Annotated in this window: 22 protein-coding genes; 10 read left to right on the forward strand and 12 right to left on the reverse strand. The window is 55.5% G+C overall.

Going from position 1 to position 23,267, the window contains the following annotated elements; all coding sequences use genetic code 11:
* Positions 1-5: 5 nt before the first annotated feature.
* Entirely contained in the window at positions 6-1,289 is a 1,284-nt protein-coding gene (locus QBD29_RS02275; protein ID WP_280099719.1) for a glycosyltransferase N-terminal domain-containing protein, read from the forward strand.
* Positions 1,286-2,281 (forward strand): tetraacyldisaccharide 4'-kinase, encoded by a 996-nt coding sequence (gene lpxK / locus QBD29_RS02280; RefSeq protein WP_280099720.1) that lies wholly within the window; start codon positions 1,286-1,288, stop codon positions 2,279-2,281. Before QBD29_RS02275 ends, lpxK begins: the two co-directional genes overlap by 4 nt.
* Here lpxK and QBD29_RS02285 read toward each other — a convergent pair.
* On the reverse strand, positions 2,262-2,699 hold the full coding sequence (locus tag QBD29_RS02285) for a PaaI family thioesterase (protein WP_280099721.1): 438 nt from the start codon (positions 2,697-2,699) through the stop codon (positions 2,262-2,264). The genes lpxK and QBD29_RS02285 overlap by 20 nt on opposite strands.
* 44 nt (positions 2,700-2,743) lie before the next feature.
* On the opposite strand from QBD29_RS02285, the gene QBD29_RS02290 reads away from it, so the two are divergent.
* The 6 genes from QBD29_RS02290 (at position 2,744) to QBD29_RS02315 (ending at position 9,706) form a co-directional block, all read left to right on the forward strand.
* Positions 2,744-3,508: a PaaX family transcriptional regulator C-terminal domain-containing protein gene (locus QBD29_RS02290; protein ID WP_280099722.1), complete on the forward strand. Its 765-nt coding sequence runs from the start codon at positions 2,744-2,746 to the stop codon at positions 3,506-3,508.
* Between the two features lie 52 nt (positions 3,509-3,560).
* Complete coding sequence (locus tag QBD29_RS02295; protein WP_280099723.1) at positions 3,561-4,679, forward strand: aminotransferase class V-fold PLP-dependent enzyme; 1,119 nt, start codon at positions 3,561-3,563, stop codon at positions 4,677-4,679.
* Between the two features lie 13 nt (positions 4,680-4,692).
* Positions 4,693-6,654 carry a 3-hydroxyacyl-CoA dehydrogenase NAD-binding domain-containing protein gene (locus QBD29_RS02300; RefSeq protein WP_280099724.1) on the forward strand — a complete coding sequence of 654 codons (1,962 nt, stop codon included), beginning with the start codon at positions 4,693-4,695 and terminating at the stop codon, positions 6,652-6,654.
* Between the two features lie 156 nt (positions 6,655-6,810).
* The gene (locus QBD29_RS02305; RefSeq protein ID WP_280099725.1) at positions 6,811-7,824 is read left to right on the forward strand and encodes a TRAP transporter substrate-binding protein; all 1,014 of its coding nucleotides are present in this window, start codon (positions 6,811-6,813) and stop codon (positions 7,822-7,824) included.
* Between the two features lie 50 nt (positions 7,825-7,874).
* Positions 7,875-8,381, forward strand: a complete 507-nt coding sequence (locus QBD29_RS02310) for a TRAP transporter small permease subunit (RefSeq protein WP_347936169.1) — start codon at positions 7,875-7,877, stop codon at positions 8,379-8,381.
* The gene (locus tag QBD29_RS02315; protein WP_280099726.1) at positions 8,378-9,706 is read left to right on the forward strand and encodes a TRAP transporter large permease; all 1,329 of its coding nucleotides are present in this window, start codon (positions 8,378-8,380) and stop codon (positions 9,704-9,706) included. Before QBD29_RS02310 ends, QBD29_RS02315 begins: the two co-directional genes overlap by 4 nt.
* Positions 9,707-9,718: 12 nt before the next feature.
* On the opposite strand, the gene QBD29_RS02320 is transcribed toward QBD29_RS02315, so the two are convergent.
* The 3 genes from QBD29_RS02320 to QBD29_RS02330 all read right to left on the reverse strand — a co-directional run bounded on the left by QBD29_RS02320 (position 9,719) and on the right by QBD29_RS02330 (position 12,179).
* Entirely contained in the window at positions 9,719-10,855 is a 1,137-nt protein-coding gene (locus QBD29_RS02320) for a CaiB/BaiF CoA-transferase family protein (RefSeq protein ID WP_280099727.1), read from the reverse strand.
* 165 nt (positions 10,856-11,020) lie between these two features.
* The gene (locus QBD29_RS02325; RefSeq protein WP_280099728.1) at positions 11,021-11,623 is read right to left on the reverse strand and encodes a DsbA family protein; all 603 of its coding nucleotides are present in this window, start codon (positions 11,621-11,623) and stop codon (positions 11,021-11,023) included.
* Between the two features lie 16 nt (positions 11,624-11,639).
* Positions 11,640-12,179, reverse strand: coding sequence for a DciA family protein (locus QBD29_RS02330; protein WP_280099729.1), 540 nt, complete (start codon positions 12,177-12,179; stop codon positions 11,640-11,642).
* An 82-nt stretch (positions 12,180-12,261) separates the two neighbouring features.
* Here QBD29_RS02330 and mutY point away from each other — a divergent pair, with 82 nt between their 5' ends.
* On the forward strand, positions 12,262-13,311 hold the full coding sequence (gene mutY, locus QBD29_RS02335; RefSeq protein WP_280099730.1) for an A/G-specific adenine glycosylase: 1,050 nt from the start codon (positions 12,262-12,264) through the stop codon (positions 13,309-13,311).
* Here mutY and QBD29_RS02340 read toward each other — a convergent pair.
* Genes QBD29_RS02340 through QBD29_RS02370 form a run of 7 tightly spaced genes read right to left on the reverse strand, consistent with a single transcriptional unit; the run spans position 13,308 to position 22,123 of the window.
* Positions 13,308-15,287, reverse strand: coding sequence for an FAD-dependent oxidoreductase (locus tag QBD29_RS02340; protein WP_280099731.1), 1,980 nt, complete (start codon positions 15,285-15,287; stop codon positions 13,308-13,310). The genes mutY and QBD29_RS02340 overlap by 4 nt on opposite strands.
* Positions 15,284-16,516 (reverse strand): Tm-1-like ATP-binding domain-containing protein, encoded by a 1,233-nt coding sequence (locus QBD29_RS02345; RefSeq protein WP_280099732.1) that lies wholly within the window; start codon positions 16,514-16,516, stop codon positions 15,284-15,286. Before QBD29_RS02345 ends, QBD29_RS02340 begins: the two co-directional genes overlap by 4 nt.
* Positions 16,509-17,450, reverse strand: a complete 942-nt coding sequence (locus QBD29_RS02350; RefSeq protein WP_280099733.1) for a homoserine kinase — start codon at positions 17,448-17,450, stop codon at positions 16,509-16,511. Before QBD29_RS02350 ends, QBD29_RS02345 begins: the two co-directional genes overlap by 8 nt.
* Entirely contained in the window at positions 17,447-18,724 is a 1,278-nt protein-coding gene (locus QBD29_RS02355; RefSeq protein ID WP_347936173.1) for an aminotransferase class III-fold pyridoxal phosphate-dependent enzyme, read from the reverse strand. The genes QBD29_RS02350 and QBD29_RS02355 overlap by 4 nt, the downstream gene beginning before the upstream one ends.
* The gene (locus tag QBD29_RS02360; RefSeq protein ID WP_280099734.1) at positions 18,721-20,205 is read right to left on the reverse strand and encodes an aldehyde dehydrogenase family protein; all 1,485 of its coding nucleotides are present in this window, start codon (positions 20,203-20,205) and stop codon (positions 18,721-18,723) included. Before QBD29_RS02360 ends, QBD29_RS02355 begins: the two co-directional genes overlap by 4 nt.
* Positions 20,202-21,683 carry a tripartite tricarboxylate transporter permease gene (locus QBD29_RS02365; RefSeq protein ID WP_280099735.1) on the reverse strand — a complete coding sequence of 494 codons (1,482 nt, stop codon included), beginning with the start codon at positions 21,681-21,683 and terminating at the stop codon, positions 20,202-20,204. The genes QBD29_RS02360 and QBD29_RS02365 overlap by 4 nt, the downstream gene beginning before the upstream one ends.
* Positions 21,683-22,123, reverse strand: coding sequence for a tripartite tricarboxylate transporter TctB family protein (locus QBD29_RS02370; protein WP_280101018.1), 441 nt, complete (start codon positions 22,121-22,123; stop codon positions 21,683-21,685). The genes QBD29_RS02365 and QBD29_RS02370 overlap by 1 nt, the downstream gene beginning before the upstream one ends.
* Here QBD29_RS02370 and QBD29_RS02375 point away from each other — a divergent pair.
* Entirely contained in the window at positions 22,007-22,270 is a 264-nt protein-coding gene (locus QBD29_RS02375) for a hypothetical protein (RefSeq protein ID WP_280101029.1), read from the forward strand. The two genes, QBD29_RS02370 and QBD29_RS02375, sit on opposite strands and share 117 nt — an antisense overlap.
* On the opposite strand, the gene QBD29_RS02380 is transcribed toward QBD29_RS02375, so the two are convergent.
* Positions 22,271-23,212 carry a tripartite tricarboxylate transporter substrate-binding protein gene (locus QBD29_RS02380; protein ID WP_280099736.1) on the reverse strand — a complete coding sequence of 314 codons (942 nt, stop codon included), beginning with the start codon at positions 23,210-23,212 and terminating at the stop codon, positions 22,271-22,273.
* Positions 23,213-23,267 lie beyond the last annotated feature (55 nt).

The raw sequence follows: 23,267 nt of genomic DNA on the forward strand, positions 1-23,267 counted from the left end.
AACTGATGCCTTCAAAGAGCCTGAGCGAAACCCTGTTGCGTGGCGCTGCGCGGATCACAGAGCCGTTGGCCCAGCACGAGTTGGCGCGGCGTGTGGCCCGTGGTGACGAAGACGCCAGCCGCGTGCATGAACGCCGTGGCAAAAGTGATATCGCGCGGCCCGATGCCCAGATAATTTGGTTTCACGTCGAAGGCTTAGAGGGTGCGCTGCATTTGGCGGGAGTGATCCAGCAGTGTCGCGATGAGATGCCAGACATTCAGTGTTTGGTGACGACGCAGGATCAAATTCAGGATTTTGTGTTTGCGCTGCGCATGCCTGCCGGTGTGCTGCATCAATACGCGCCGTTTGATAAACCTGCGGCGGTGGAGCGGTTTTTGGATCATTGGAAACCTGATCTGTGCGTCTGGGCCTGTGATCGGTTGATGCCTGTGATGAATGCCGAAGTGGCGGCGCGAAATATTCCTGCGGTGCTGGCGAATGTGCGCGATGTGGACAAAGGCAATCCGCAATTTCGGTGGCTGCCGAGCATCGGTAAACCTGCGCTGAACAGTTTTGCGCAGATATTGGTGGCCCATGAAGACGCGCTAAAGCAGATGCAGCATTTTGGGGCGGACGCGACGGTTATGGGTCCGTTGCAAGAAGAGGCGTTGGCGTTGACCCATGACGAGGCACGTCGATCACGATTGTCAAAACAGCTGGATGGGCGGCCAGTGTGGTTGGCCGCCAAAATTGGCGCGGATGAGATTGCGCCGATTTTGGAAGCGCACAAAAAGGCGCTGCGCCAGACCCATCGGTTGATGCTGATCGTTGTACCCTCTGATCCTGATGCCACGGATGCGGTGTGTGCCGCCTGCGAAGACTATGGGCTGTATTACAAAAACAGTCATGATTTAGATGACTTACCGCCCAGAACGGATGTGATCGTGGCCAAGGGATTTGATGGTCTTGGTATTTGGTATCAATTGGCGGCGGTGTGTTTTTTGGGCGGATCACTGGCAGCACGTGGCGGGCATACCCCGCTGGAGGCGGCGAATTTGGGATCGGCAATTATCCATGGGCCGCATGTTGATAATTTCGCGGATATCTATTTGCGTCTGCAAAACGCCGGTGCAGCCATTGAAGTGGGATCGGTGGCGTCTTTGGTTGAAGCGGTGACAGAATTGGTTGTGCCTGATCGCGCGGCGGAAATGGCCCATGCTGGTTGGATGGTTAGCTCTGAAGGGGCGGATGCGACAGATGCGTTGGTTGCGGCGATTTGGGATCATTTTCCGATGGGGGCCACATCATGAAAGCGCCTGTGTTTTGGTTTAACTCGCCTGAAAAGCCGGGTTTGTGGCCACGGGTGTTGCACCCTTTGTCGATTCTGTGGCGTGTTCTGAGTGATCGGAGGCAACGAAAGGGCAAACACGAACAGGTGTCCGTGCCTGTGATTTGTGTTGGCAATATCAATGTGGGCGGTACAGGTAAGACGCCCACGGTGATTAAATTACAATCTGTTTTCAACGAATTGGGCGTGACAGCGCATGTGATTTCCAAGGGCTATGGCGGGTCCGAAGAAGGGCCGTTGCGGGTGGATGAAGCCGTGCATACGGCCAGCGATGTGGGGGATGAGCCGTTGTTGCTGGCGGCGTTCGGGCCGTGCTGGATTGCCAAGGATCGTGCGGCGGGGGCCAAAGCTGCTATTGATGCGGGGGCCGAGGTTTTGATCCTTGATGATGGGATGCAGAACCCTGATCTGGCCAAGGATTTTACGATTATGGTTGTGGATGCAGGCGTTGGATTTGGCAATGAACGCCTTTTGCCCGCAGGGCCGCTGCGCCAGAGCATTGCAGATGGTTTGTTGATGGCGGATATGGTGTTGAGCATTGGGCCGCAGGATGCGCAGCGTGCCTTTGCAAAGGCGCAGGATGGTCTGGCGGGTCTGCCGCATTTGAAAGGTGCGCTTGAGCCGCTGGAAACAGGAATGTTGTGGCATGATTTGCGTGCCTTTGCTTTTGCGGGGATCGGGCGGCCGAAAAAGTTTTTTGATACGTTGCGCGCCACGGGGGCGAACGTGGTGGAGACGCGATCTTTTGGAGACCATGAAACATTATCAACCACGCTGTTACGCCGTATGGAAATGGAAGCCGCCAGTGCAGGGGCTCAGATGGTGACCACCGAAAAAGACGCCGTGCGATTGCCCAAAGACTGGCGCCACAAGGTGATTACGCTGCCTGTGCGATTGCAGCTTGATGATGAAGACCGCCTGAAGGAAGCCGTTTCTAATCTTCTAAATACATAAATGTTGCCGTGGCGAGGGCGGCAGGTTTCGGGCTACCTTCGGACTGAATGGTAAGGCGGCAGGTGGCGAGCTTGCGGCCATTGCTTTCAATTTCGACGGTGATGTTGGTGTCGCCCATGGGCAAAGGGCGCAGGTAATTGACCGATAAATCCACCGTGGTGCAGTTTCGAAACCGCCCGTTTGCCCCTGCCAGTGCGATCACCGTGGCGGTGTCTGCGGCAGCGGCAATGGCTTGACCACAGATCAGCCCCGCACCTGGCCCACCGCGCAACGCCAGATCGTCGTTTGCGGGCAACACAAAGGTTGCGGTGGTTTTGGAAAACGACTTCGGCATGAGGTTTTGGGCCAGCACCCACGGGGCAAATGCCTCTGACAAAAGCGTTTTGCCATCTTCGATTGAAAAGCCAGTGTCAGACATGTTTCCCCCGTGGTGATCCAATTTTTTCGCGTTATAAGAGGATCATGACGCAGGGGACTTTTCAGAGCAAGCAAGCGATTGCCCAATTGGTGGAACTTGACCGCATTCGTGTGTGGTCGGTTGTGATCACCATTTTCGGTGATGCCGTGGTGGATCGTGGTGGCACAGTTGCATCGACCACTTTGGCGGCATTGATTGGTGAAATGGGCATTAAGCCAGAAGCGTTTCGCGTGGCTATGTCGCGGTTGACCAAAGATGGTTGGGTTGTTCGATCCAGACGCGGGCGGTTGAGCTTTTATCAATTATCCGCAAAGGGGGTATCGGTTTTTGGACCTGCAACCAAACGGATTTATGCCCCGTCTCCGGGATCGGCGGATGGCTGGCGATTGGTGGTTTTGCAAAATGCCGCTGATGATGCACCAGAAGATGCTGTTGCGCTGGGCGGGCGCACGTATTTGACCAAACGGCGGGATCATGTGGCGGATGGATTGGTTGTATCTGGGTCATTTGTGACCGTACCCGACTGGACCAAGGATCGCATTGGCACGCCAGAGGTTGCCCGAGGGTATACCGAACTGCGAGCCGTGTTGCAGGGGCTGTCGGTGGCCCATGCGACCCCGATGGAAGCCGCCGCGTTGCGGGTGTTGATTGTGCATCAATGGCGGCGTTTGGTGCTGCGCCATGCGGATTTACCACTGTCGTTTTTTCCAGATGAGTGGCAAGGCGAGGCCTGTCGTGCGCTTGTGCGCCAATTGTTGGCGGATTTAGCCCCTGCTGCGAACGCGTGGTTCGATACCGAGATACCCTAGGGTTTGCTGCGCCAACCCGCCAAAGATTTGAAAACTCAGAAGGAGAGTAAAGATGAATTCGACTGTTGACCCACATGGTTTGATGGAATTTTCGGTGGTCTTTACCGACCGTTCGCTGAACCACATGAGTAAAGCGTTCCAATCTGTCATGCTCGATATTAATGGCATGTTGAAAGAGGTGTACAACGCCGACGGTGTTGCGATTGTGCCGGGGGGCGGGACCTATGGCATGGAAGCGGTGGCACGCCAGTTTGCAGACGGCAAAAAGGTGATGGTCATTCGCAATGGATGGTTTTCCTATCGTTGGACACAGATTTTCGAAGCAAGCGGCATTGTGGCGTCTGAAACTGTGATGAAGGCGCGGCGGACAGCCAATGCCACGGCTTCCCCTTTTGCCCCTGCCCCAATCGAAGAGGTTGTGGCGAAAATTCAAGAAGAGCAACCCGATGTGGTGTTCGCACCGCACGTAGAAACATCGAGCGGGATGATCCTGCCTGACGCGTATATTAAGGCGATTACAGATGCGGTGCATTCCTATGGCGGGATGTTCGTTCTGGATTGTATCGCGTCTGGTTGTGCGTGGGTGGATATGAAAGAGGTTGGTGCGGATGTGCTGATTTCTGCGCCGCAAAAGGGCTGGTCTGCGTCGCCATCTGCGGGGTTGGTGATGATGTCCGAACATGCGCTGAGCAAAATCGGGGAAACACAATCGAGCAGTTTCGCGGTGGATTTGGGCAAGTGGTATTCCATCATGCAGGCCTATGAAAACGGGGGGCACGCGTATCACGCGACTATGCCTACGGATGCGCTGCGCGCGTTTCGCGACACGATGCTTGAAACCAAGGAATATGGGTTCGACAAAGTGCGCGATGAACAGTTGGAGCTGGGTGCAAAAGTGCGGGCGTTGTTGGCGGAAAAAGGGATCGTTTCCGTGGCAGCGGATGGCTATGGCGCGCCCGGGGTTGTTGTTTCCTACACGGATGATCCTGCGATTCAGAACGGCAGCAAGTTTGCAGCTGAGGGTATGCAAATTGCGGCAGGTGTGCCGCTGATGTGTGACGAGCCAGAAGATTACAAATCCTTCCGTTTGGGTTTGTTTGGGCTCGATAAGTTGCATGATGTGGACGGGGCGGTTAACAAATTGCGAAAGGCGTTAGACGCCGTTTTGTAAAAGGAAGACCCATATGACCGCTGTGACGATTGAGATCGAAAACGAAATCGCGATTGTCACGGTGGATAATCCGCCTGTGAATGCGCTGGGCCATGCAGTGCGCGTGGGTTTGGCAGAGGCCGTTGCCAAAACGGACGCAAATGATGCGGTGCAGGCGGTTGTTCTGATCGCAGCGGGCCGCACATTTATGGCGGGCGCGGATATTTCTGAATTTGGCAAGCCGTTGGCAGAGCCGGGGTTGCCTGATGTTGTTCTGATGATCGAAGGTGCGCGGAAACCTTGGGTTGCGGCCATTCATGGAACGGCGCTGGGCGGTGGTTTAGAAGTGGCGCTTGGCTGTCATTACCGCGTGGTGGACCCCAAGGCGAAACTGGGTGTGCCAGAAGTGCATTTGGGCCTGATCCCAGGTGCAGGTGGCACGGTGCGATTGCCCCGTGTGGTGCCCGTGGCCAAAGCGGCAGAGATGGTTGCGACGGGTAAGCCGATTGGCGCGAAGGATGCCGCAGCCTGTGGGCTGGCGAATGCCGTGGCGAAGGGTGATTTGCGCGCGGATGCCGTGACCTTTGCGCAAGAGATTGCTGGGAAAGATCTACCTGTTGCTCTGGTGGATCGAGATCCCGTTGCACCGCTCGATCCCGAGGCTTGGGGCACGGTCGCTGGAAAACTGGTGGCCAAGGCGCGGGGGCAGAATTCAGTTATCCGCGGGGTGGATGCGGTTGCGGACGCGGTGCGTTTGGACGGACCCGCCGCATTAGAAAATGAACGTGCCATTTTTATCGAATTGATGGAGGACCCACAATCTGCAGCATTGCGGCATGTGTTTTTCGCTGAACGGTCCGTGAGCAAAGTTGCGGCAATCAAAGGTGTCGCGCCGCGTGATTTGCGCCATGTGGGTGTGATCGGTGGCGGCACAATGGGGGCTGGTATTTGTGTGGCGCTGCTGTTGGCGGGCTTGTCTGTTACGATGATCGAACGGGACAATGATGCGCTGGCGGCAGGGCAGAAACGTGTGGCGGATACGCTGAGTGCAAGCGTGAAACGTGGGCTGATATCCGAGGACAAACGCACCGCGTTGCTCGGTATGTTTGTGGGCGATTTTGTTTACGATGCGCTTGATACCGTTGATCTGGTGATCGAAGCGGTATTCGAAGACATGGACGTGAAAAAACAGGTGTTCGCCGAGCTGGATCGTGTGACCAAGCCCGAAGCGGTGCTTGCGACGAACACGTCTTATCTGGATGTGAACGAGATCGCGGCGAGCGTGAAAGACCCAAGCCGCGTGATCGGGCTGCACTTTTTCTCGCCCGCGCATGTGATGAAGTTGTTGGAGATTGTACGCCCTGATGAGCTGGCGGATGATGTGCTGGCGACGGGGTTTGCGCTGGGCAAGATGTTGCGCAAGATTTCTGTGCCTGCAGGGGTTTGCGACGGGTTTATTGGCAACCGAATCCTGACAGCCTATCGTCGTGAATGTGATTACATGGTCGAAGATGGTGCGGCACCCGAAGAGGTGGATGCCGCGATGAAAGCCTATGGATTCCCGATGGGGATTTTCGCCATGCAGGATATGGCTGGGCTCGATATCGGCTGGGCCGCACGCAAACGGCGGGCCCCAACACGCGATCCGAACGAACGGTATGTGCGGATTGCGGATCGGATTTGTGAACTGGGGCGGTTTGGGCAAAAGACAGGCAGTGGGTGGTTCAACTATCCCGATGGGTCGCGCCGTGGGGAGCCCGATCCGATTGTCGAGGCGATCATCATCGAAGAAGCGGCCGCCAGCGGCGTGACACGGCGCAGCTTTTCCGCCGAAGAAATCATCGAACGCATTTTGGGTGCGATGGTGTCCGAAGGCGAGGCGATTTTGGCTGAGGGCATCGCGCAAAGTGCGGAAGCCATTGATGTGGTGATGATCAACGGATACGGATTTCCGCGTCACAAAGGCGGGCCGATGTTTGCTGCCAAGCAAGGATAAACGTTACATCACACCAATCGTTGCAAGTGATACGATTTATGCTATCTTGACCAAAGGCGTTTGGGATTCGGCTTGTAATTCCGATAGAAACGTTACAAAAATCAGAATTAGAATGGCATGTTGTAACGCAATAGCCACATCAACTGGGAGAAACTGATGTCTAAATTCACAAATTTTTTGGCAACCACTGCCATCGCACTGTCCGCGTCTGTGAGTGCATATGCACAAGACACAACGCTGCGTATTTCAAGCTGGGCTCCGCCAAGCCACGGTATGAACGCATTCATGTGGCCAAAACTGACCGAAATGATCGAAGCGGCAACAGATGGCAAAGTGACAGCGGAAATCAAATACGGTTTGGCGCCTCCGCCTGCGCAAATGGATCTGATCCTTGACGGTGCTGCGGATATAACGTGGATTTTCCACGGCTATAACCCTGGTCGTTTTGTGGGCACAAAGTTGATCGAACTGCCAGGTTACGAGGGCAGTGCCGAGGCGGCATCTGTGGCACACTGGCGTGTTCACGAGAAGCACCTTGCGGCTCTGAACGAGCACCGCGGTGTGAAGCTGATTGGTTTGATGACACACGGCCCAGGCCAAATGCACACAAACAAAGAAGTGTCTTCGCTGGCTGATCTGAGCGGTCTGAAAACACGTATCGGTGGCGGTGTTGCTGGCGATGTGGGTGCAGAGCTTGGCCTTGTTGGTATTCGCGTTCCAGCGCCGAAAGTGTACGAAACGCTCGATTCTGGTGCGGCGGATGCGGTTGCGATGCCAATGGAGGCGCGCAAAAGCTTTAAGTTGGTCGAAGTTGCCAAGAACTTGTACGAAGTGCCAGGTGGTTTGTACCGCGGATCTTTTGCGGTTGTTATGAACCAAGAAACGTTCGACAGCCTGCCAGCAGACGTGCAAGAGGCACTGGATAGCAAAGTGTTTGGTGAAGCCTTGAGCCAAATGGCGGGTGCGGTTTGGGATCAAATCGACACAGCAGGCCGCGAAGCAACAGCAGCAGCCGAAGGCAACACAATGCAAGTTGCATCCGATGCTGATCTGGCTGCATTCAATGCCATCGCAGACAAAGTGATTGCCAAGGTAAAGGCAGAGCTGGCTGAAAAGGGCGTCGATGCAGAAGCCGCCTATTCCATGGTCGTTGAAGAAATGGCGAAATAAGATAATGTCCGACGCGAAGATATGCTTTGCGTCGGACGTTCGTTGAGGAAATGATGACACAACTGGCCAACCTCATCCGCATGGCAGCACAGCTGCCTATTTTTATGTCCTGCGTTGCGCTGTTCTTTTTAATGGTGATGACGTTTTGCGACGTGATCTTGCGATCCACGATTAATGCCCCGATTGAAGCTGCGACCGAGCTGACGCGGATGTCGATGGCGATTCTGGTGTTTTCCGTGATGCCTGTGATGTCGTTTCAGGGCGGCCATATTAATGTTGATTTGTTGGATGGTCTGTTTGATCGGCTGCGATTGGATCGTTGGCGTGATGTTGTGATTTCACTGGCCTGTGGTGTGATGCTGTATTGGCCCGCCAGCCGTGTGGTTGTTTTGGCTGAACGGGCGCGATCCTATGGTGATGTTACAGAATATCTGAACTGGCCTGTGTTCTACGTAAGCTGGTTCATCGCGATCCTTACCTTTTTGACCATGGGCGCGTTGATCCTACGCGGCCTTGTCCTGATCTTTGCCCCCCAAATGTTGGAGCCTGCGAAATGACCGAGTCACTGATTGGGTTTGGTGCCGTATTGGTGCTTGTGTTGCTGCGGATGCCGATTGCATTTGCGATGGGTTTGGTTGGCATGATTGGCTTTATGCTGGAAACCAGTTTTCGCGGGTCCATTTCTATGGTTGCGCGGTTGATGATTGATGCCTCGCAGGATTATGGCCTGTCAGTGGTTCCCCTGTTCATTCTGATGGGGTTGTTTGTGAACAAAGGCGGTATCAGCCGCGAGTTGTACCAAGTTTCGAACGCATTTCTGGGCCATTTCCGTGGTGGTTTGGCCATGGCGACGATTGTGGCTTGTGGCGGGTTTGCGGCGATTTCGGGATCGTCGCTGGCAACGGCGGCCACCATGTCCAAAGTGGCCATGCCAGAGATGCGCAAATTCGGCTATGCCGATAGTTTAAGCACCGCATCCATTGCAGCGGGCGGGACGCTGGGCATTTTGATCCCGCCGTCTGTGATCCTTGTCATTTATGGTTTGTTGACCGAAACCTCGATTGGGAAGCTGTTTATTGCTGGGATTATTCCAGGGTTCTTGGGGATCGTGTTTTATCTGATCGCCGTGAAATATTCCGTCACTCGTAACCCAGAAGCGGGCCCTGCTGGCCCCCGTGCCACCCGCGAAGAACGCATCCAAGCGTTGTTGGGGGTTTGGGCGGTTCTGTTGCTGTTCTTTTTGGTGATTGGCGGGCTGTATGGGGTTTTGAACTTCTGGCCAATCAATCTCGCGTTTTCACCGACCGAAGCGGCGGGCATGGGCGCGGCGGGTGCGTTCTTGATCGCGCTGTTCCGTGGCAGCCTGTCGTTTAAAGAAACCTTTGAAGTGCTGCGCGAAACGTCGATCACAACGGCATCTTTGTTCAGTGTGCTGATCGGGGCGTGGATCTTTTCAAACTTTGTGAATGTGGCGGGCCTGCCCGAAGCGTTGCGCGGTGCGGTTACCGCCTATGACGTGCCGCCGTGGGTTGTTATGGCACTAATCCTTGCGATTTACATTGTGCTTGGCTGTATCTTTGAAAGCCTGTCGATGCTGCTGCTGACTGTGCCGATTTTCTTTCCGCTGGTGGCGGGCGAAGGCGGCCTTGGTTTTGATCCGATTTGGTTTGGGATCATCGTGGTTGTGGTGACCGAGATCAGTTTGATTACGCCGCCTGTCGGGTTGAATGTGTTCGTGCTGAAAGGTGTCGTCGGGGATGTGTCCACGGGCACGGTGTTCAAAGGTGTGACACCGTTCTGGGTGATGGATATTCTGCGGCTGGCGCTGTTGCTGGCGATCCCCGCGCTGGCGCTGTACCTGCCGTCACATATGTCGGGCTAGGGCGGTCGCGCCCTAGGACTTTTTCAAGACTTCATCCGTATGCGCACCGAGTTTTGGTGCGGCGGTTTCCATGGCCAGTGGGCTTTCGGAGAACCGCATGGGGGATCGGATGGCAGGCAAGCCTTCAAGCTCCATCTGCATCCCGCGCGATTGAACATGGGGGTCGGCGAACAACTCGTTCATGTCGTTGATCGGGCCGGCGGGAACCACGTTTGCTTCGCAAGCGGCAAGGATTTCTGCCTTGGTGTGTTTCACGGTTTCTGAACGCAAAATTGGCACAAGGGTATCGCGATTGGTGACACGTTTTGGGTTTGTGTCAAAATCTTCGTGGGTGGCCAGATCAGGGCGACCCAGAACATCGCAAAACCGGCTGTATTGGCCGTTGTTGCCGCAGGTGACGATGACGTGGCCATCGGACGTGGGGAACACTTGATACGGCACAATATTAACGTGCGCATTCCCCGTGAGGCCCGGTGCCTTGCCTGTGGCGAGCGTGTTGAACCCTTGGTTCGCCGTAACCGCCGCGGCCACATCCAACAGCGCCATGTCGATCTGTTGGCCGCGCCCCGTTTTTTCGCGGTAAGCAAGGGCCGCTTGGATCGCGATGACGGAATAAAGCCCAGTGAACACATCGGTGACGGCCACGCCGTATTTCTGTGGCTCACCCCCAATTTCCCCTGTGACAGACATAAGACCAGACATACCCTGCATCAGAAAATCATAGCCCGCACGAGGCGCATAAGGGCCCGTTTGGCCAAAGCCTGTGATGGAGCAGTAAATCAGACGGGGATTTGCGTCTTTCAGGCTGTCATAGTCGAGGCCGTATTTGGCCAAACCGCCCACTTTGAAATTCTCGATCAACACGTCCGCTTCGCTGATCAGACCCAGCAAATCCGCTTTGCCTTCGGGGGTGCGGAAATCAATGATGACGGATTTTTTGCCCCGATTGCAGGAATGGAAATATCCTGCGGCTTTGTCGTCACCCCGATCAATGAACGGAGGGCCCCATTTGCGGGTGTCATCCCCTTCTGGGGCTTCGATCTTAACCACTTCGGCTCCGAGATCGGCCAAAGTTTGGCCCGCCCATGGACCTGCCAAAATGCGGGCAAGTTCGACCACGCGCAAACCGTGAAGAGGAGCATGAGACATAAAAAAGGCCTTCCGAAACGATACAAGTTTCGGAAAGCCTAACGGTTCTGGACCACCGCTGCCAGAGCGGAGTGTGCTTAGAGCCTTTCGCGTTAAATCTGAATCACTTGGTGGTCGTTGAAAGACCTGTCAGCAACTGAGATGGAATGCGTTTCGCGAAACGCTTTAGCTGCCGAGTTCTTTTTCGATCAATTCGGACAGGTCAGCGTAAGACATGTTGGAATATTTGGTTCCGTTCACAAACAAGGTCGGTGTGGAGTTCACATCGTCTTTTGTTGTGGTTTCTTGGAACCGTGCAACCAAGGCTTCGGCCATGGCTTGGTCGTTCAGGCAGGCATCCATTTGTTCGTTGGACAGGCCCGCAAGCAACCCGATTTTACGCATTTCGCCAACAACCGCAGGGGCGTCACCTGCACGCGACCATTCTGGCTGGCGTTTATACAGCATATCGGTGATGCCAAAGAATTTTTTGTCATCACAGCGAGCAATCATGGATGCCCAAAGACCAAAACGATCAAAATACACATCGCGGTAGATAAAGTTGATCTTGTTCGTGTCGATATAGTTCGCCTTTAGCTGCGGATAGGTGTTCGCATGGAAGCTGGCGCAATGGGGGCAGGTGTAAGATGCGTATTCCATCACTGTGACGGCGCTGTCTGGATTGCCCAAGGACATTTCTTTCACTTGCGCGGCCTCTTGCGCGAAAGACTTTGTGCCAAGAAGGGGTGTTGCGGCCATCGCGGCCAAAGCTGTTCTGCGGGTGATCATGTGAAACCTCTTTCAATCAATTTCGGGGTTTGGTTTTGATGTTTTCACCCAATGCTACCAAGGCAGCGCGAAGACCTTCGTTTTCCACGTTTGAAACGGTGGATAATACTTCGGCTTTTTCTTCGGGTTTCAACGTTCGTTTCTTTGGTGTTTCAGGGTCAAATCCTGATTGCGGTTCTGCAAACCCTGTGGGGGAGGTTTGCGTGATGTGAATGCGGCTGATTGCGGCATAGCCATAGGTGGCGTTCACGCGCTCTTTGATCTGGGGCAGTTGCATTTGCACCATAGGGGCGTTGGCCCCTGTGGTCAGCAACGTCAGCGTCGCCCCCATGCCCTGACGGGTATATCCCACCTTAACAGGGCGGGCGATCTTAGCGATGGATGTGCCGGCAATTTCGGCCCAATGCGTCAGCAGGCGCGTTTCGGAGAAGCCCCGTTTTTCGGATGCTTTGCGGATTTGCGTGCTCAGAATGCCACCCGTTTGCGCAAAACCACGGCTCAAGCGTTTGGCGCGCTTGGGCTGGGATGTGGTTTTTTGCGTTTTCGCGGCCGACATGGTGTTTTAACCTTTGATTCACACTACCTTACGGTGACTTAAGATGTATGTCACAGATTACACGGGCAAGGGACGATAAACATTGCGTTATAATGCAGCAGATCAGGCCCGCGTTTTGCTGGATTGGTACGATGTCCATGCCCGCGATATGCCGTGGCGCGTGCCACCCAAGGACCGCAAGGCGGGCGTGACCCCTGATCCCTATCACATTTGGATGTCTGAGGTGATGTTGCAGCAGACAACTGTGGCGGCTGTGAAGGACTATTTTCGCAAATTTATCCGCCGCTGGCCGACCGTTTCTGATCTGGCAGGGGCCGAAGATGCGGACGTTATGGCCGCGTGGGCGGGCCTTGGCTATTACGCGCGGGCGCGCAATTTGCTGAAATGTGCAAGGGTCGTTGCGGATGATCTAAATGGCGTGTTTCCAGACACTTATGACGCCTTGCTGAAGCTACCAGGGATTGGTCCTTATACGGCGGCGGCAGTAGCATCGATTGCGTTTGATCGCCGTGCTGTGGTGTTGGATGGCAATGTGGAGCGGGTGATGGCGCGGTTGCATCGCGTGGAAGAGCCTTTGCCCGCGTCCAAAGAAACCCTGCGCGGATTAGCTGATGGCCTAACGCCCGATGACCGCTGTGGGGATTACGCACAGGCGGTGATGGATTTAGGGGCGACGATTTGTACACCGCGTTCCCCTGCCTGTGGGATTTGCCCGTGGATGGAGGGGTGTGCAGGGCGCCAAGCTGGGGACGCAGCAGATTTCCCACGCAAGACGCCGAAAAAGCCAAAACCCGTGCGCCAAGGGGTGGCGTTCGTGGCGATCCGTGCGGATGGGGCGGTTTTGATGGAACGCCGCCCTGATAAGGGGTTGTTGGGCGGGATGCTCGGTTGGCCCGGAAGTGAATGGCGCGAAGAGGTTTTGCAGGGCACACCGCCGATGACGGGTGATTGGGTGGAACAGGGCGATGTGCGCCACACGTTTACGCATTTCTATCTGGAATTGGCGGTGTTTGTGGCGCGGGATGTAAGCGGGAAGCCAACCGTGGGGGAATTCCTGCCCAAAGAACAATTCTCACCGTCCGATTTGCCCACTGTGATGCGCAAAGTCTGGGATGTGGCGGCAAAGGGTTAAAGCAGGATTTGCGGAACCTCGCGGTTGACCGTGCTGCCCGAGAGTGGGTCCCCCAGCAAATGACGCGCAATGCGATGGCCTGAATGCACCGCGGCTTGGATCGTGCCTGGAACCAGCGCATCGCCGCAAAGGGTTACTTTGTCTGTACCGATCAAACCGCTTGTTTCATTGAATAAACTGTCATTTGGAACGCGATGGCCAACGGTGATGATCTGTCCTTCAATACGTGTCTTTTTCCCCGACAGCGTATTTAGAAGGGTCTGATCTTGGATGGTTGAATTCACATGCAGTGGGATGTTCAGCGATTGCAATCGGTCAATGATGCGGTCTTGTTCCAATGTCATATCTGTCCAGCCTGCCACAACGGGTTGCGCGGTGGCATAGCGGACATCCGCGCCATCAAGGCGGAGTTTTTCTGCAATGGCGCTGGCCATGTAGAAGTGATCGTCGTCGTAAATTGTGATGGGGCCGTCGATGGATTTGCCGTTTAACACGTCCTCAACAGAGGGCACGTTTGGGGCGCTGTGCCATGTTGCCCCCGTAGCGATGACGATGTGATCCGCATCAAATTCTGCGATGTCAGATGCGGATAGTGGGCTTTCAAGGTAAAGGTTCGCATCGCTCGATTGGGCCAGTTGATAGGTGCGGTAGTCGCGCACGCGGGCCCATGACGACAGGCCAGGTAATGCGCTTTCGCGCGTGACGCGGCCCCCTGCAACTGCGCTCGCTTCGGCGATGGTGACGGTGTGTCCTGCGCGCAATAATGTCCACGCGCATTCGAGCCCTGCTGGGCCGCTGCCGACGATGAGATAGGATTTCTTGCGACTGGTTTGTGGAATGATTTCTGGATGCCAATTGCGCCGCCATTCTTCGGCGATGGTGGGGTTTTGTGTGCAGCGCAATGGCACCCCGTAGGCATCCATCGATACGCATATGTTGCAGCCGATACATTCGCGGATATCGTCTAAGCGGCCTTCGCGGATTTTATTTGGCAAAAATGGGTCTGCGATAGAAGGGCGTGCGCCGCCGATAAGATCAAGCCGCCCCTTTTTGATGTTGCTGACCATTGTGTCGGGTGTGGTGAAACGGCCGACGCCCACCACGGGTTTGCTGGTGACGGATTTCACAAAATCCATGAATGGCAGTTGATAGCCTTCATCCGCGAAACGGGCGGTTTGGCTGTCGGCGGGCCAGCCAGCGATGTTGATGTCCCACAGGTCGGGCAGTTCTGCCAGCGCTTCGATCACATCGCGCCCTTCGCCCGTGTGGCGGATGCCATTGGGTTTGTCGGGTTCGTCGACGCTGAACCGCAGGGCAACGGCACAATCGCCAGCGGCGATTTCAAGCGTGTCTTCAAGGGTTTCACGCAGCAGGCGGAGGCGATTTTCGAAACTGCCGCCATATTCGTCTGTGCGGTGATTGATGTTGGGGGAAAGAAAATGGTTAAGCAAAGACAGATCGTGGGCGGCATAAACATACAGAATATCGTAGCCTGCCTTTTTGGCCCGCCGTGCCGCAGCGCGGTGATTTTCACGGAATTTGGTTATGTCTGCTTTGTCCATCGCGCGGGTGAACATGGGGATTTCCGGACGCAGGATGTGGCCGCCTGATGGTCCCTTTACGGGTAGGCCAGAATGGTAATTCCGTGCGCGCATTCCGCCGTGGGCGAGTTCGATGCCGACGCGTGCGCCATGTGTTTTGATCGCTTCAACATTGGCGATGTGGCGTGGTAGGTCGGCATCGTCCCAGATGCGATCAAGCGGGTGATTGCCCATATCTGCATCGGGCGAAATTTCGGTCATGGGGTTGATGACTGTGCCCCAACCGCCTTCTGCCTTTGTGGCGCGCAGGGCGATAGAACCGTTTGGTTCGTGCCAGCCATGACCCGTAGCATGGGGCACGGCGTAGAACCGATTTGGCGCGGTTACAGGACCAATTTGAACGGGTTCAAACAGGATATCGTAAGGGGATGTCATACTTTGACAGTGCCGTCCGCGACCCAAGCGTCAAAAATTTGGAGCGCGGCATCGGCAAAGGCCTGATCGTTGATGTGCGCGTCTATTTCGGTATAGGCGATAGGGTCTTTCATGACCTTGCGCACCTCATCCGTGAACGCGGCAAGGCCGTCTGGATCATAGGCCACGTCGCCTTCTTTGTCCCATTCTTCAATGCCTTGTAGAGGCATAATAAAGTGCGTAGGTGCAGCAGATTTTGCCATGCGTTCGGCCACCGCCTGTGCCGTTTCACGGCGTTCTTCATTGTTGAGCGCGGAAGATTTAATCAGGCGATTATGTTCGTGAAACGGGCGGTCGGCATAACGGTCTGGGATGTCTTGCCAGCCCGCAAAGTCGATCAGGTCGAGGCACCCTGGGGCAACGATTTGAGGGGTGTTTGCTTTGCCCGCGTTCAACATACGATCCGCACCGCCGTTGATGACCGAACCTGCCAAAAGGTTGCCAAGTTCGGGCAAGGCGAAATCCATGACGCAACAGAATTTGCCTTGGCGGGCGAGGGATTCAAACGCCATGCCGCCCATGCCCGTGGCGTGGAAAATCGCAACCTCAAAGCCGCGTTCTTCCAAAGCGGGTTTCAGAAGTTTCATGTATTTGAGGCAGGAAGAGCCAAGCGAGGTCATGCCCACAATGGGGCGATCGTTTGCGGGAGGTTCCACGGCACGTGCCGCGCCAAGAACCGCACCTGCGGCTTGGGACAGGGATGCTTTGCACACGGAATTGAGGCCATAGAGCCCACCTGCCCAAAGGATCATTTGAATGTCAGCAGAGAGGCGATCCGCAGGAATGATGGGGGAGAATGAAACGGTGGAGACCACGTATTTTGGAACGCCCATCGGCAAGGCCTGACAAATATCGAGCGCCACATCTGTGCCCATCGTGCCGCCAAGGATCACAACGCCGTCGAATTTACCGTCACTGTGGAGTTTTGCGGTCAGGGCTGATGCGCCCCGTGCCATGATCTGCATGGCGGTGTTTTCATCCCCTGAATCGATGGCCGCTTGGATCGAGCTGTCCGCCGCCGCGGCCACATCATGTTTGGTGATATCACAGGGTTGCGAAGGATCACCCAAGACGCTGATATCCATAGTTAACACGCCGCCACCTTGGCTTGTGATGCGTTCGGCCATGTACAAAAGTTCGTCGTCTTTGGTGTCATAAGTGCCAACGATCAGGATGGTTTTTTCAGACATAAGCGGGTTCCTTTTCTAACCAATTTGCAACGGCTTGCGTGGCGTTTGCGATATGTTCAACATTGCGCTGTTCTGCATTGGGGATGTCCATGCGCGTGACAATCCAGCCCACATAAGTGCAGGCGCGTAGGGCAATGAACAAAGGCAGATGTGTAATGTTGATCGGGCGGACAGACTGATAGCCGTCAATCAGGGCTGTGGTCAGCGCGGCTTCCATCGGTTCACCTTTGAGGCGGAAAATAGTGGTGGCGAGTTCGAACAAACGATACCCGTGGCAGCCGTCGTCAAAGTCGATCAGATGCAGCGTGTCACCATCCACCAAAACGTTTTCGCGCAGGAGATCGGCATGGATCAGGCCATAGTCATGATCACCTTTGGCCAATGCGGCGGTTGCGCGGGTGCGAAAGGTTTCGAGCAGTTCTTTTTGCCCATGTGCAAGGGTTGGGTTTTCCCAGAAACGGCCCCAAAGAGGCGTTTCACCAAGCAAGCCATCAGAATCCCAATTTGGGCGCGTGAAATCGGCAGGCGGAGTCCATGCGTCAGAGGCAAGATGCAGCCGTGCCATAGACTGGCCAAGTGTGTGGAAGGTGCGTTCAGGGTGTTCAAGGTCAAGCGGTGTGCCATGAGCGCCAAGCTGTTTGCCAGGCAGCCAAGAAAGCATATCAAATTGCACGCCGTCGATAACCACAAGATGATCGCCGTCCTTGGCTTCGATGGGTTGTGGAACGTTCAGGCCTGCTGCCTCTAGTGCGGCCATCCAGCTAAGTTCAGATGCAAGCTGTGGATTGGTGCGATAGCCAGTGCGGTGCTGGCGTAACGCGTAATCGCCGTTGGGCGTTGCAACGCGGTAAACCTTGTTTTCCCGTTCCGCTGCCAGCGCCACATGTGTGGGCCGAATTGGCCAGTGTGACAGGGCATCGTTTACCCGTTTCATGGCTGTAAATCCGTGAGAACCGCATCAAGTGTGTCGATCAGATGATCCGCATTGGCACGGGTGAATTGCAGATTGGGGCGGATTTTCAAGGTATTGTAGTGAACGCCGATTTTGTTCAGAAGGATGCCGCGATTTTTCAGCTCTTCAATCACGCGCAGGATGTATTCGGTGGCAGGGGTTTTGGTTGATTTATCGCTCACCAGTTCTGCGCCAAAGAACAGACCTTTGCCGCGTACATCACCAATGGTTTCGTGTGTGTTTGCAAGCTCTTGAAGCATGGATTTCGCGTAAGTGCCCACATCTTCGGCTTGTGCCATCAGACCCTCGTTTTCGATCACATCCATCACAGCCATGGCGGCGGCGCAAGACACTGGATTGCCGCCAAAAGTGTTGAAATAGCGAAAGGCGGTGCGGAAGGTGTGCATGATGTCGGCACGGGTGACGACCCCGGCGATGGGGTGGCCATTGCCCATGGGTTTGCCGATGGTCACAACATCAGGTGTGATGCCTTGATACTGATGGCCCCAGAAGTGTGAGCCGATGCGGCCGAATCCAGGTTGGACTTCATCCGCAATGAGGATGCCGCCAGCCGCGTGGACAACTTTGAGTGTGGGGTCGAGGAAGCCTGCGGGCAGATCGGGGAAGCCTTCGTTGGCGAAAAATGGGCAGAGAATGAGGGCGGAGAATCCGTGTTCTGTGGCCTCAAGCTCTTTGATCTTGGCACGGACTTGATCGGCGAAATATTGGGCGGGATCGTTGCCTGCGGGGCGATAGCTGTCAGGAGTGTCGACGAAACGGATGTGGTTGGCTTGGCCCAGCTTTGGCGTGTTGGTTTTGGACAATTGTGACACGGTCGATGTGTTGCCGTGATAGGTGTGATCGGTTGCGATCAGGCCTGTTTTGCCCGTCATCGCTTCGGCCATGCGCAGGGCCACGTCGTTTGCTTCGGACCCAGTGCAGCACAAAAGCGCGGTATTGAGTGGATCGTCAAATGTGGCGGTCAGACGTTCGGCGTAATCGAGGATACCTTCGTGCAGATACCGCGTATGGGTGTTCAGCGTCGCGGCTTGTTTCGCGATGGCCTCCACCACATGAGGGTGGCAGTGACCCACGTGCGGCACGTTGTTGTAGCAATCGAGATATTTCTTGCCGTCCGCATCCCACAACCAAACGCCGCTGCCGCGCACCAAATGCACGGGGTCGTCGTAAAACGTGGACATGTTTGGACCGAGGGTTTTGTCGCGCCGATCAAGGAGGGATTGCTTGGTGGTCACAGCTGTATCCATGCGGTTTTGAGGTTGGTGTATTTGGACAGCGCATGGAGCGATTTGTCCGACCCGTTGCCTGATTGTTTGTGCCCGCCGAGCGGCACGGTGTTGTCTGCGCCGCCATAGGTGTTCACATGCACAACGCCTGCTTGCACCGCGCGTATCATGCGGTGCGCACGTGACAGGTTCGCGGTCCAGACCCCAGCGGCAAGGCCGAGGTCACTGTCGTTGGCGAGGCTGATCGCTTCTTCTTCGCTGTCGAATGGGGTGACGGCGAGGACGGGGCCGAAGACTTCACTTCTGAACACGGTGTTGGTGCGCAGAACGTTTTGCAAGATCGTAGGGGCCATATACGTGCCGCCTGTTTGTCCGAGGATACGCGCGCCGCCTGTGATAACTTCTGCCCCTTCCTTGATTGCGGTGGCAGTGAGAGAGAGGTTTCCCGCCAATTGGCGTTCGGAGTTTACCGCACCGATTTGGGTTTCAAGATCGAGAGGATCGCCAACGCGCAAGGCTTCGGCGTGTTGTTTCAAGGCCGCAACGAAATCATCGTGGATGGACCGTTCAACCAGCAGGCGCGAGCCAGCCACGCAGACTTGGCCAGAATTGCGAAAGATGCCCGCAGCGGACACTTTGGCCGCTTGGTCCAGATCAGGCGCATCGGCGAAAACAATGTTGGGGGATTTGCCGCCAAGTTCGAGGTAGACACGTTTGAGGTTGGATTGGGCTGAAGCTTCGAGCAATTTGCGGCCTGTGACCCCCGATCCTGTGAAAGCCAGCACGTCCACATCCATGCTGCGGGCCAATGCGTCGCCCGCAATGCGACCATCCCCTGTGACCACGTTGAACACGCCATCGGGCAGGCCCGCGGCGGATGCGATTTCGGCGAGGTGGAGGAGGGAAAGCGAGGCGGTTTCGGCGGGTTTCAGGACCACGGAATTTCCCGCAGCAAGCGCGGGCGCGAGTTTCCATGCGCCGATCATCAGGGGGAAGTTCCACGGGATGATCGCGCCCACAACGCCCACGGGTTCGTGGTGGACAAGGCCAAGGGTGTTCGAAGCCGTCGGGGCGATTTCGCCAGACACTTTGTCGATGGCTTCCGCGTAGTACCGGAAGGTTCCTGCGGCGGAGCCTGCTTCGGCTTTGTACGCCATGGCGAACTCTGTGCCGTTGTCACGAATGCCGAGGATGGACAGCGCAAGGGCGTCTGCTTCAATCCCGTCTGCGATGGCGAACAGGATTTTTTTGCGCGCGGCGGGGGGCAGGTTTGACCAACGGCCATCGTTGAATGCAGCGCGAGCAGAGGCGACGGCAAGGTCCACTTCGGCGGATGTGGCGTTGGCGATTGTGGTCAGGTCGGACCCGTCGATTGGAGATGTAACACCCATGGGCTCGGCACTGCCAGCCACCTGTTTGCCGTCGATGAACAGGCTTTGTGGTGCGATGGTTTCTGCGCGGATCGCGTCGATTTCGGCTTGTGTGGTCATTGGGTTTGCTTTGCTTTGTGGTCCAGCCAGATACGGCGGAAATGGCCAGCGAGGACGATCAGAATCAGACAGAACAGAACGAAGGCGATGGGGCGGTCGATCATGTCGAAAGGTGTTTTGACACGCAGCATAGAGGTGCGCAGTTTCGCCTGCATAATCTCGCCCAGTACCATGCCAAGGATGATTGGAACGATGGGCAGGTTCAGGCGTTTCATGATGTAGCCCAGCACGCCGATAAATGCGGCCATAATGCAATCCGTGGCCGAGTTGCGCAGGGAATAAACGCCGACGAACGACAGGGTGAGAATCACGATGCCAAGGAACCGCGTGGGGATTTGGATGATCTTGAGCAGCAGATTTGTGGAGAACAAAAGGAAGATGAAAACCAAGATGTTCAAGATCAGCAGGGCGATGTAGAGCGCGACAACAAAATCTAGTTGGCCGCTAAACAGTTGCGGACCAGGGACCACGTTGTGAACATAAAACACCGATAGCATCATGGCAGTGAGAGCTTCGCCTGGGATGCCAAGCGCGAGGAGCGGGATCATTGCGGCGGGGGGAACGGCGTTGTTGGCTGCTTCGGATGCGATCAGGCCCTCGGGGGAGCCGTTGCCGAATTGGTCAGGCGTTTTCGAAAGACGACGGGCCGAGGTGTAAGACATGAATTGTGCAGTGAATTCACCAACGCCCGGGATCATGCCCATGATAACGCCGAACGAGGCGCTGATGGACACCACGCGTTTGTGGCCCATTAATTCTTTGAAGCCTTGGAAGATGCCACCTGTCAGGGCTTCTGCCTTGGGGGAATTGTCTTTGTCGATCAGCAGAACAAAGGCTTGGGAAATGGCAAACAAGCCCAGCACGACGACGATGAGGTTCACGCCGCTGGCGAGCCAGCTTTGTCCGAAGGTGTAGGTTTTGGAATAGTCGAGCGCGAGGCCAATGGTTTGTAGCCAGATGCCAAAGAACGCCATGGCCGCTGCGATCAGGGTTTGGCCACGATGGGCCACGATCACAAGGACAATGCCAAGGAGAGCCGCGAGAAAGATTTCGCGGCTGCCGAAGTTTTTAGCAAAACTGGCGAGCAGCGGGGAGAGAAGGATCAGGCAAAGGATTGCGAAGACGCCGCCAAAGAAGCTGGCGGAATAGGCGAGCGCCAATGCGCGGCGGCCTTCGCCCCGTTGTGTCATTGGGTAGCCGTCGTATGTGGTAAGCGCGTTTACTGCCGTGCCGGGTGTGTTGATCAAGATGGCTGGAATTGCGCCGCCGTACATGGACGAGCCGTATATGCCAAGAAGTGCGGTGAGCCCCACAATGGGATCAAAGATGAATGTGGCGGGCAGCAGAATGGCGATGGCCACCGCTGCGCCAACCCCTGGAATTGCGCCAATAATGACACCACCGATGGAGCCGATCAGCAGCGCCACAAGCACATCCCAACGGGCGAGAATGCCAAAACTAGAGAAAAGAACATCCATCAGAAATACACGATCATAAAGTTGCGCAGGGCGTCTGGCAGATATTCATAGGAGGCCGCCCCTGGAATTTTGACTTGGAGCAGCGTTTTAAACACCACGACGATGGCCAGCCCCGCGATCGCAGCCCAACATAGCATTTTGCCACTGCGGTATCCCATGCGCAGAGCAAGGGTGACGGTGAAGACAATGGTACAGGGCAAATAGCCGATCAAAGGAACAGCAAAAACATAGACCATGAACCAGCCCACAAATTCGAGCGCGCGAACCCATGTGAAGAATTCACCCAGCGTCCCCGCGACACGATGTTTGTAGCGGGTGAACAGATGCAAGCCACCAAAAAAGGTCATGCCGAACACACCAATCCCGGGCCAAACAGCGGGCTGGGCAAAGAATTTGCCTTTGGGATTGAATTTGGCCTGCTCGCCCAGTTGCGAGAGCAAGAATGCAGAGAAAATGAAAAACACGGCGACGAAAAGGATTTCACCAGATTTGGTTTTGATGGTGCCCGTGGTCATCATGTGCCCCGCAAGGTGGTCGGAATAAAAATGGCCGACCTCAGTGCTGAGATCGGCCAAAGATCGAAATGATTACTCGATCATTGCGTTGACTTCGCCCAGTTTGGCGCGGTCTTTTACGATGCGATCAGCAGAGGTTGTGGCATCCTGCCAGTACACAGCGGCCCCTGTTTCAGCAGCCAGCTTTTGAGCACGCTCGGACATCATTGTTTTCTTGGCAACAGCGATGATTTTGTCGCGCACGTCTTGAGGTGTTTCTTTGCGTACAAACAGGCCGTTCCACAAATCAATTGCCAAGTCTGGTGCAACTTCGGCAACGGTTTGCGTGTCTGGTGTTTGCGGCAGGCGCTCTGGTGTCATGGACACAAGCACGGTCACATCGTCAAGACACGGTTGGATCAGTTGCAGCGTGGTGTTAATCACATCCGCGTCGCCTGAGGCCAGCGTGTTACAATCCAGCGCGTCAAAGGCTGCTTCTGAACCCCACTCAAATCCAGCGGCTTTGGCATAGGCCAAAGAGACTTTTGTTGGAACCAGTGGCGCACCAAAGTGGCCGAGCGCGAGGTCGTTTGTTTTCGCGTGTTCCGCCATTTCTGGAAGTGTCTTGTAGGGCGCGTCTTTGGAGGCAGCCAGAACAAATGGATACGTCAAAAAGATGCCCAGCGGGTCAAACTTTTCTGGCGCCAATTCTGGAATGCCGATCTCGTGACCAATCAGTGGAACTGCGATCACGAAAGAGCCGATGGTGTAGCCATCCGCAGGTGCGTTCGCCACTTCGATTGTGCCTGGGAATGGGCCGCCGCCGCCACCTGGTTTGTTCACGACTGCGGCTGCAACACCGTATTCTGCCTGAAAGTCTTCGGCGATCATGCGTGTCAGCACGTCTTCCAGATCACCCGGAGGCCATGGAACGATGAAATTCACAGGCTTTTCGGGGTATTCGGCAACGGCTGGCGCAGCAAATGTTGCGGCCGTCAGCGCAGCGGTCGCTGCTACGGTCAGAAACTTGTTCATGGGGGACTCCCTGTTGTCCTTGTTCGTTTTGCCGTTGGATCATTATTCAATCCAG

This window comes from Amylibacter sp. IMCC11727 (genome assembly GCF_029854195.1).
Classification (GTDB): Bacteria; Pseudomonadota; Alphaproteobacteria; order Rhodobacterales; family Rhodobacteraceae; genus Amylibacter.

What these genes read in the sequence shown, in the direction of transcription:
- QBD29_RS02325 (WP_280099728.1), bottom strand. Translation starts at nt 11,623, where the DNA reads ATGATCACCCGCAGAACAGCTTTGGCCGCGATGGCCGCAACACCCCTT.
- QBD29_RS02320 (WP_280099727.1), bottom strand. Translation starts at nt 10,855, where the DNA reads ATGTCTCATGCTCCTCTTCACGGTTTGCGCGTGGTCGAACTTGCCCGC.
- QBD29_RS02375 (WP_280101029.1), top strand. Translation starts at nt 22,007, where the DNA reads ATGCAAGCCACCAAAAAAGGTCATGCCGAACACACCAATCCCGGGCCA.
- QBD29_RS02350 (WP_280099733.1), bottom strand. Translation starts at nt 17,450, where the DNA reads ATGAAACGGGTAAACGATGCCCTGTCACACTGGCCAATTCGGCCCACA.
- QBD29_RS02315 (WP_280099726.1), top strand. Translation starts at nt 8,378, where the DNA reads ATGACCGAGTCACTGATTGGGTTTGGTGCCGTATTGGTGCTTGTGTTG.
- QBD29_RS02305 (WP_280099725.1), top strand. Translation starts at nt 6,811, where the DNA reads ATGTCTAAATTCACAAATTTTTTGGCAACCACTGCCATCGCACTGTCC.
- QBD29_RS02300 (WP_280099724.1), top strand. Translation starts at nt 4,693, where the DNA reads ATGACCGCTGTGACGATTGAGATCGAAAACGAAATCGCGATTGTCACG.
- QBD29_RS02345 (WP_280099732.1), bottom strand. Translation starts at nt 16,516, where the DNA reads ATGTCTGAAAAAACCATCCTGATCGTTGGCACTTATGACACCAAAGAC.
- QBD29_RS02380 (WP_280099736.1), bottom strand. Translation starts at nt 23,212, where the DNA reads ATGAACAAGTTTCTGACCGTAGCAGCGACCGCTGCGCTGACGGCCGCA.
- QBD29_RS02330 (WP_280099729.1), bottom strand. Translation starts at nt 12,179, where the DNA reads ATGTCGGCCGCGAAAACGCAAAAAACCACATCCCAGCCCAAGCGCGCC.
- QBD29_RS02360 (WP_280099734.1), bottom strand. Translation starts at nt 20,205, where the DNA reads ATGACCACACAAGCCGAAATCGACGCGATCCGCGCAGAAACCATCGCA.
- QBD29_RS02340 (WP_280099731.1), bottom strand. Translation starts at nt 15,287, where the DNA reads ATGACATCCCCTTACGATATCCTGTTTGAACCCGTTCAAATTGGTCCT.
- QBD29_RS02295 (WP_280099723.1), top strand. Translation starts at nt 3,561, where the DNA reads ATGAATTCGACTGTTGACCCACATGGTTTGATGGAATTTTCGGTGGTC.
- QBD29_RS02285 (WP_280099721.1), bottom strand. Translation starts at nt 2,699, where the DNA reads ATGTCTGACACTGGCTTTTCAATCGAAGATGGCAAAACGCTTTTGTCA.
- QBD29_RS02290 (WP_280099722.1), top strand. Translation starts at nt 2,744, where the DNA reads ATGACGCAGGGGACTTTTCAGAGCAAGCAAGCGATTGCCCAATTGGTG.
- QBD29_RS02310 (WP_347936169.1), top strand. Translation starts at nt 7,875, where the DNA reads ATGATGACACAACTGGCCAACCTCATCCGCATGGCAGCACAGCTGCCT.
- QBD29_RS02275 (WP_280099719.1), top strand. Translation starts at nt 6, where the DNA reads ATGCCTTCAAAGAGCCTGAGCGAAACCCTGTTGCGTGGCGCTGCGCGG.
- lpxK (WP_280099720.1), top strand. Translation starts at nt 1,286, where the DNA reads ATGAAAGCGCCTGTGTTTTGGTTTAACTCGCCTGAAAAGCCGGGTTTG.
- QBD29_RS02365 (WP_280099735.1), bottom strand. Translation starts at nt 21,683, where the DNA reads ATGGATGTTCTTTTCTCTAGTTTTGGCATTCTCGCCCGTTGGGATGTG.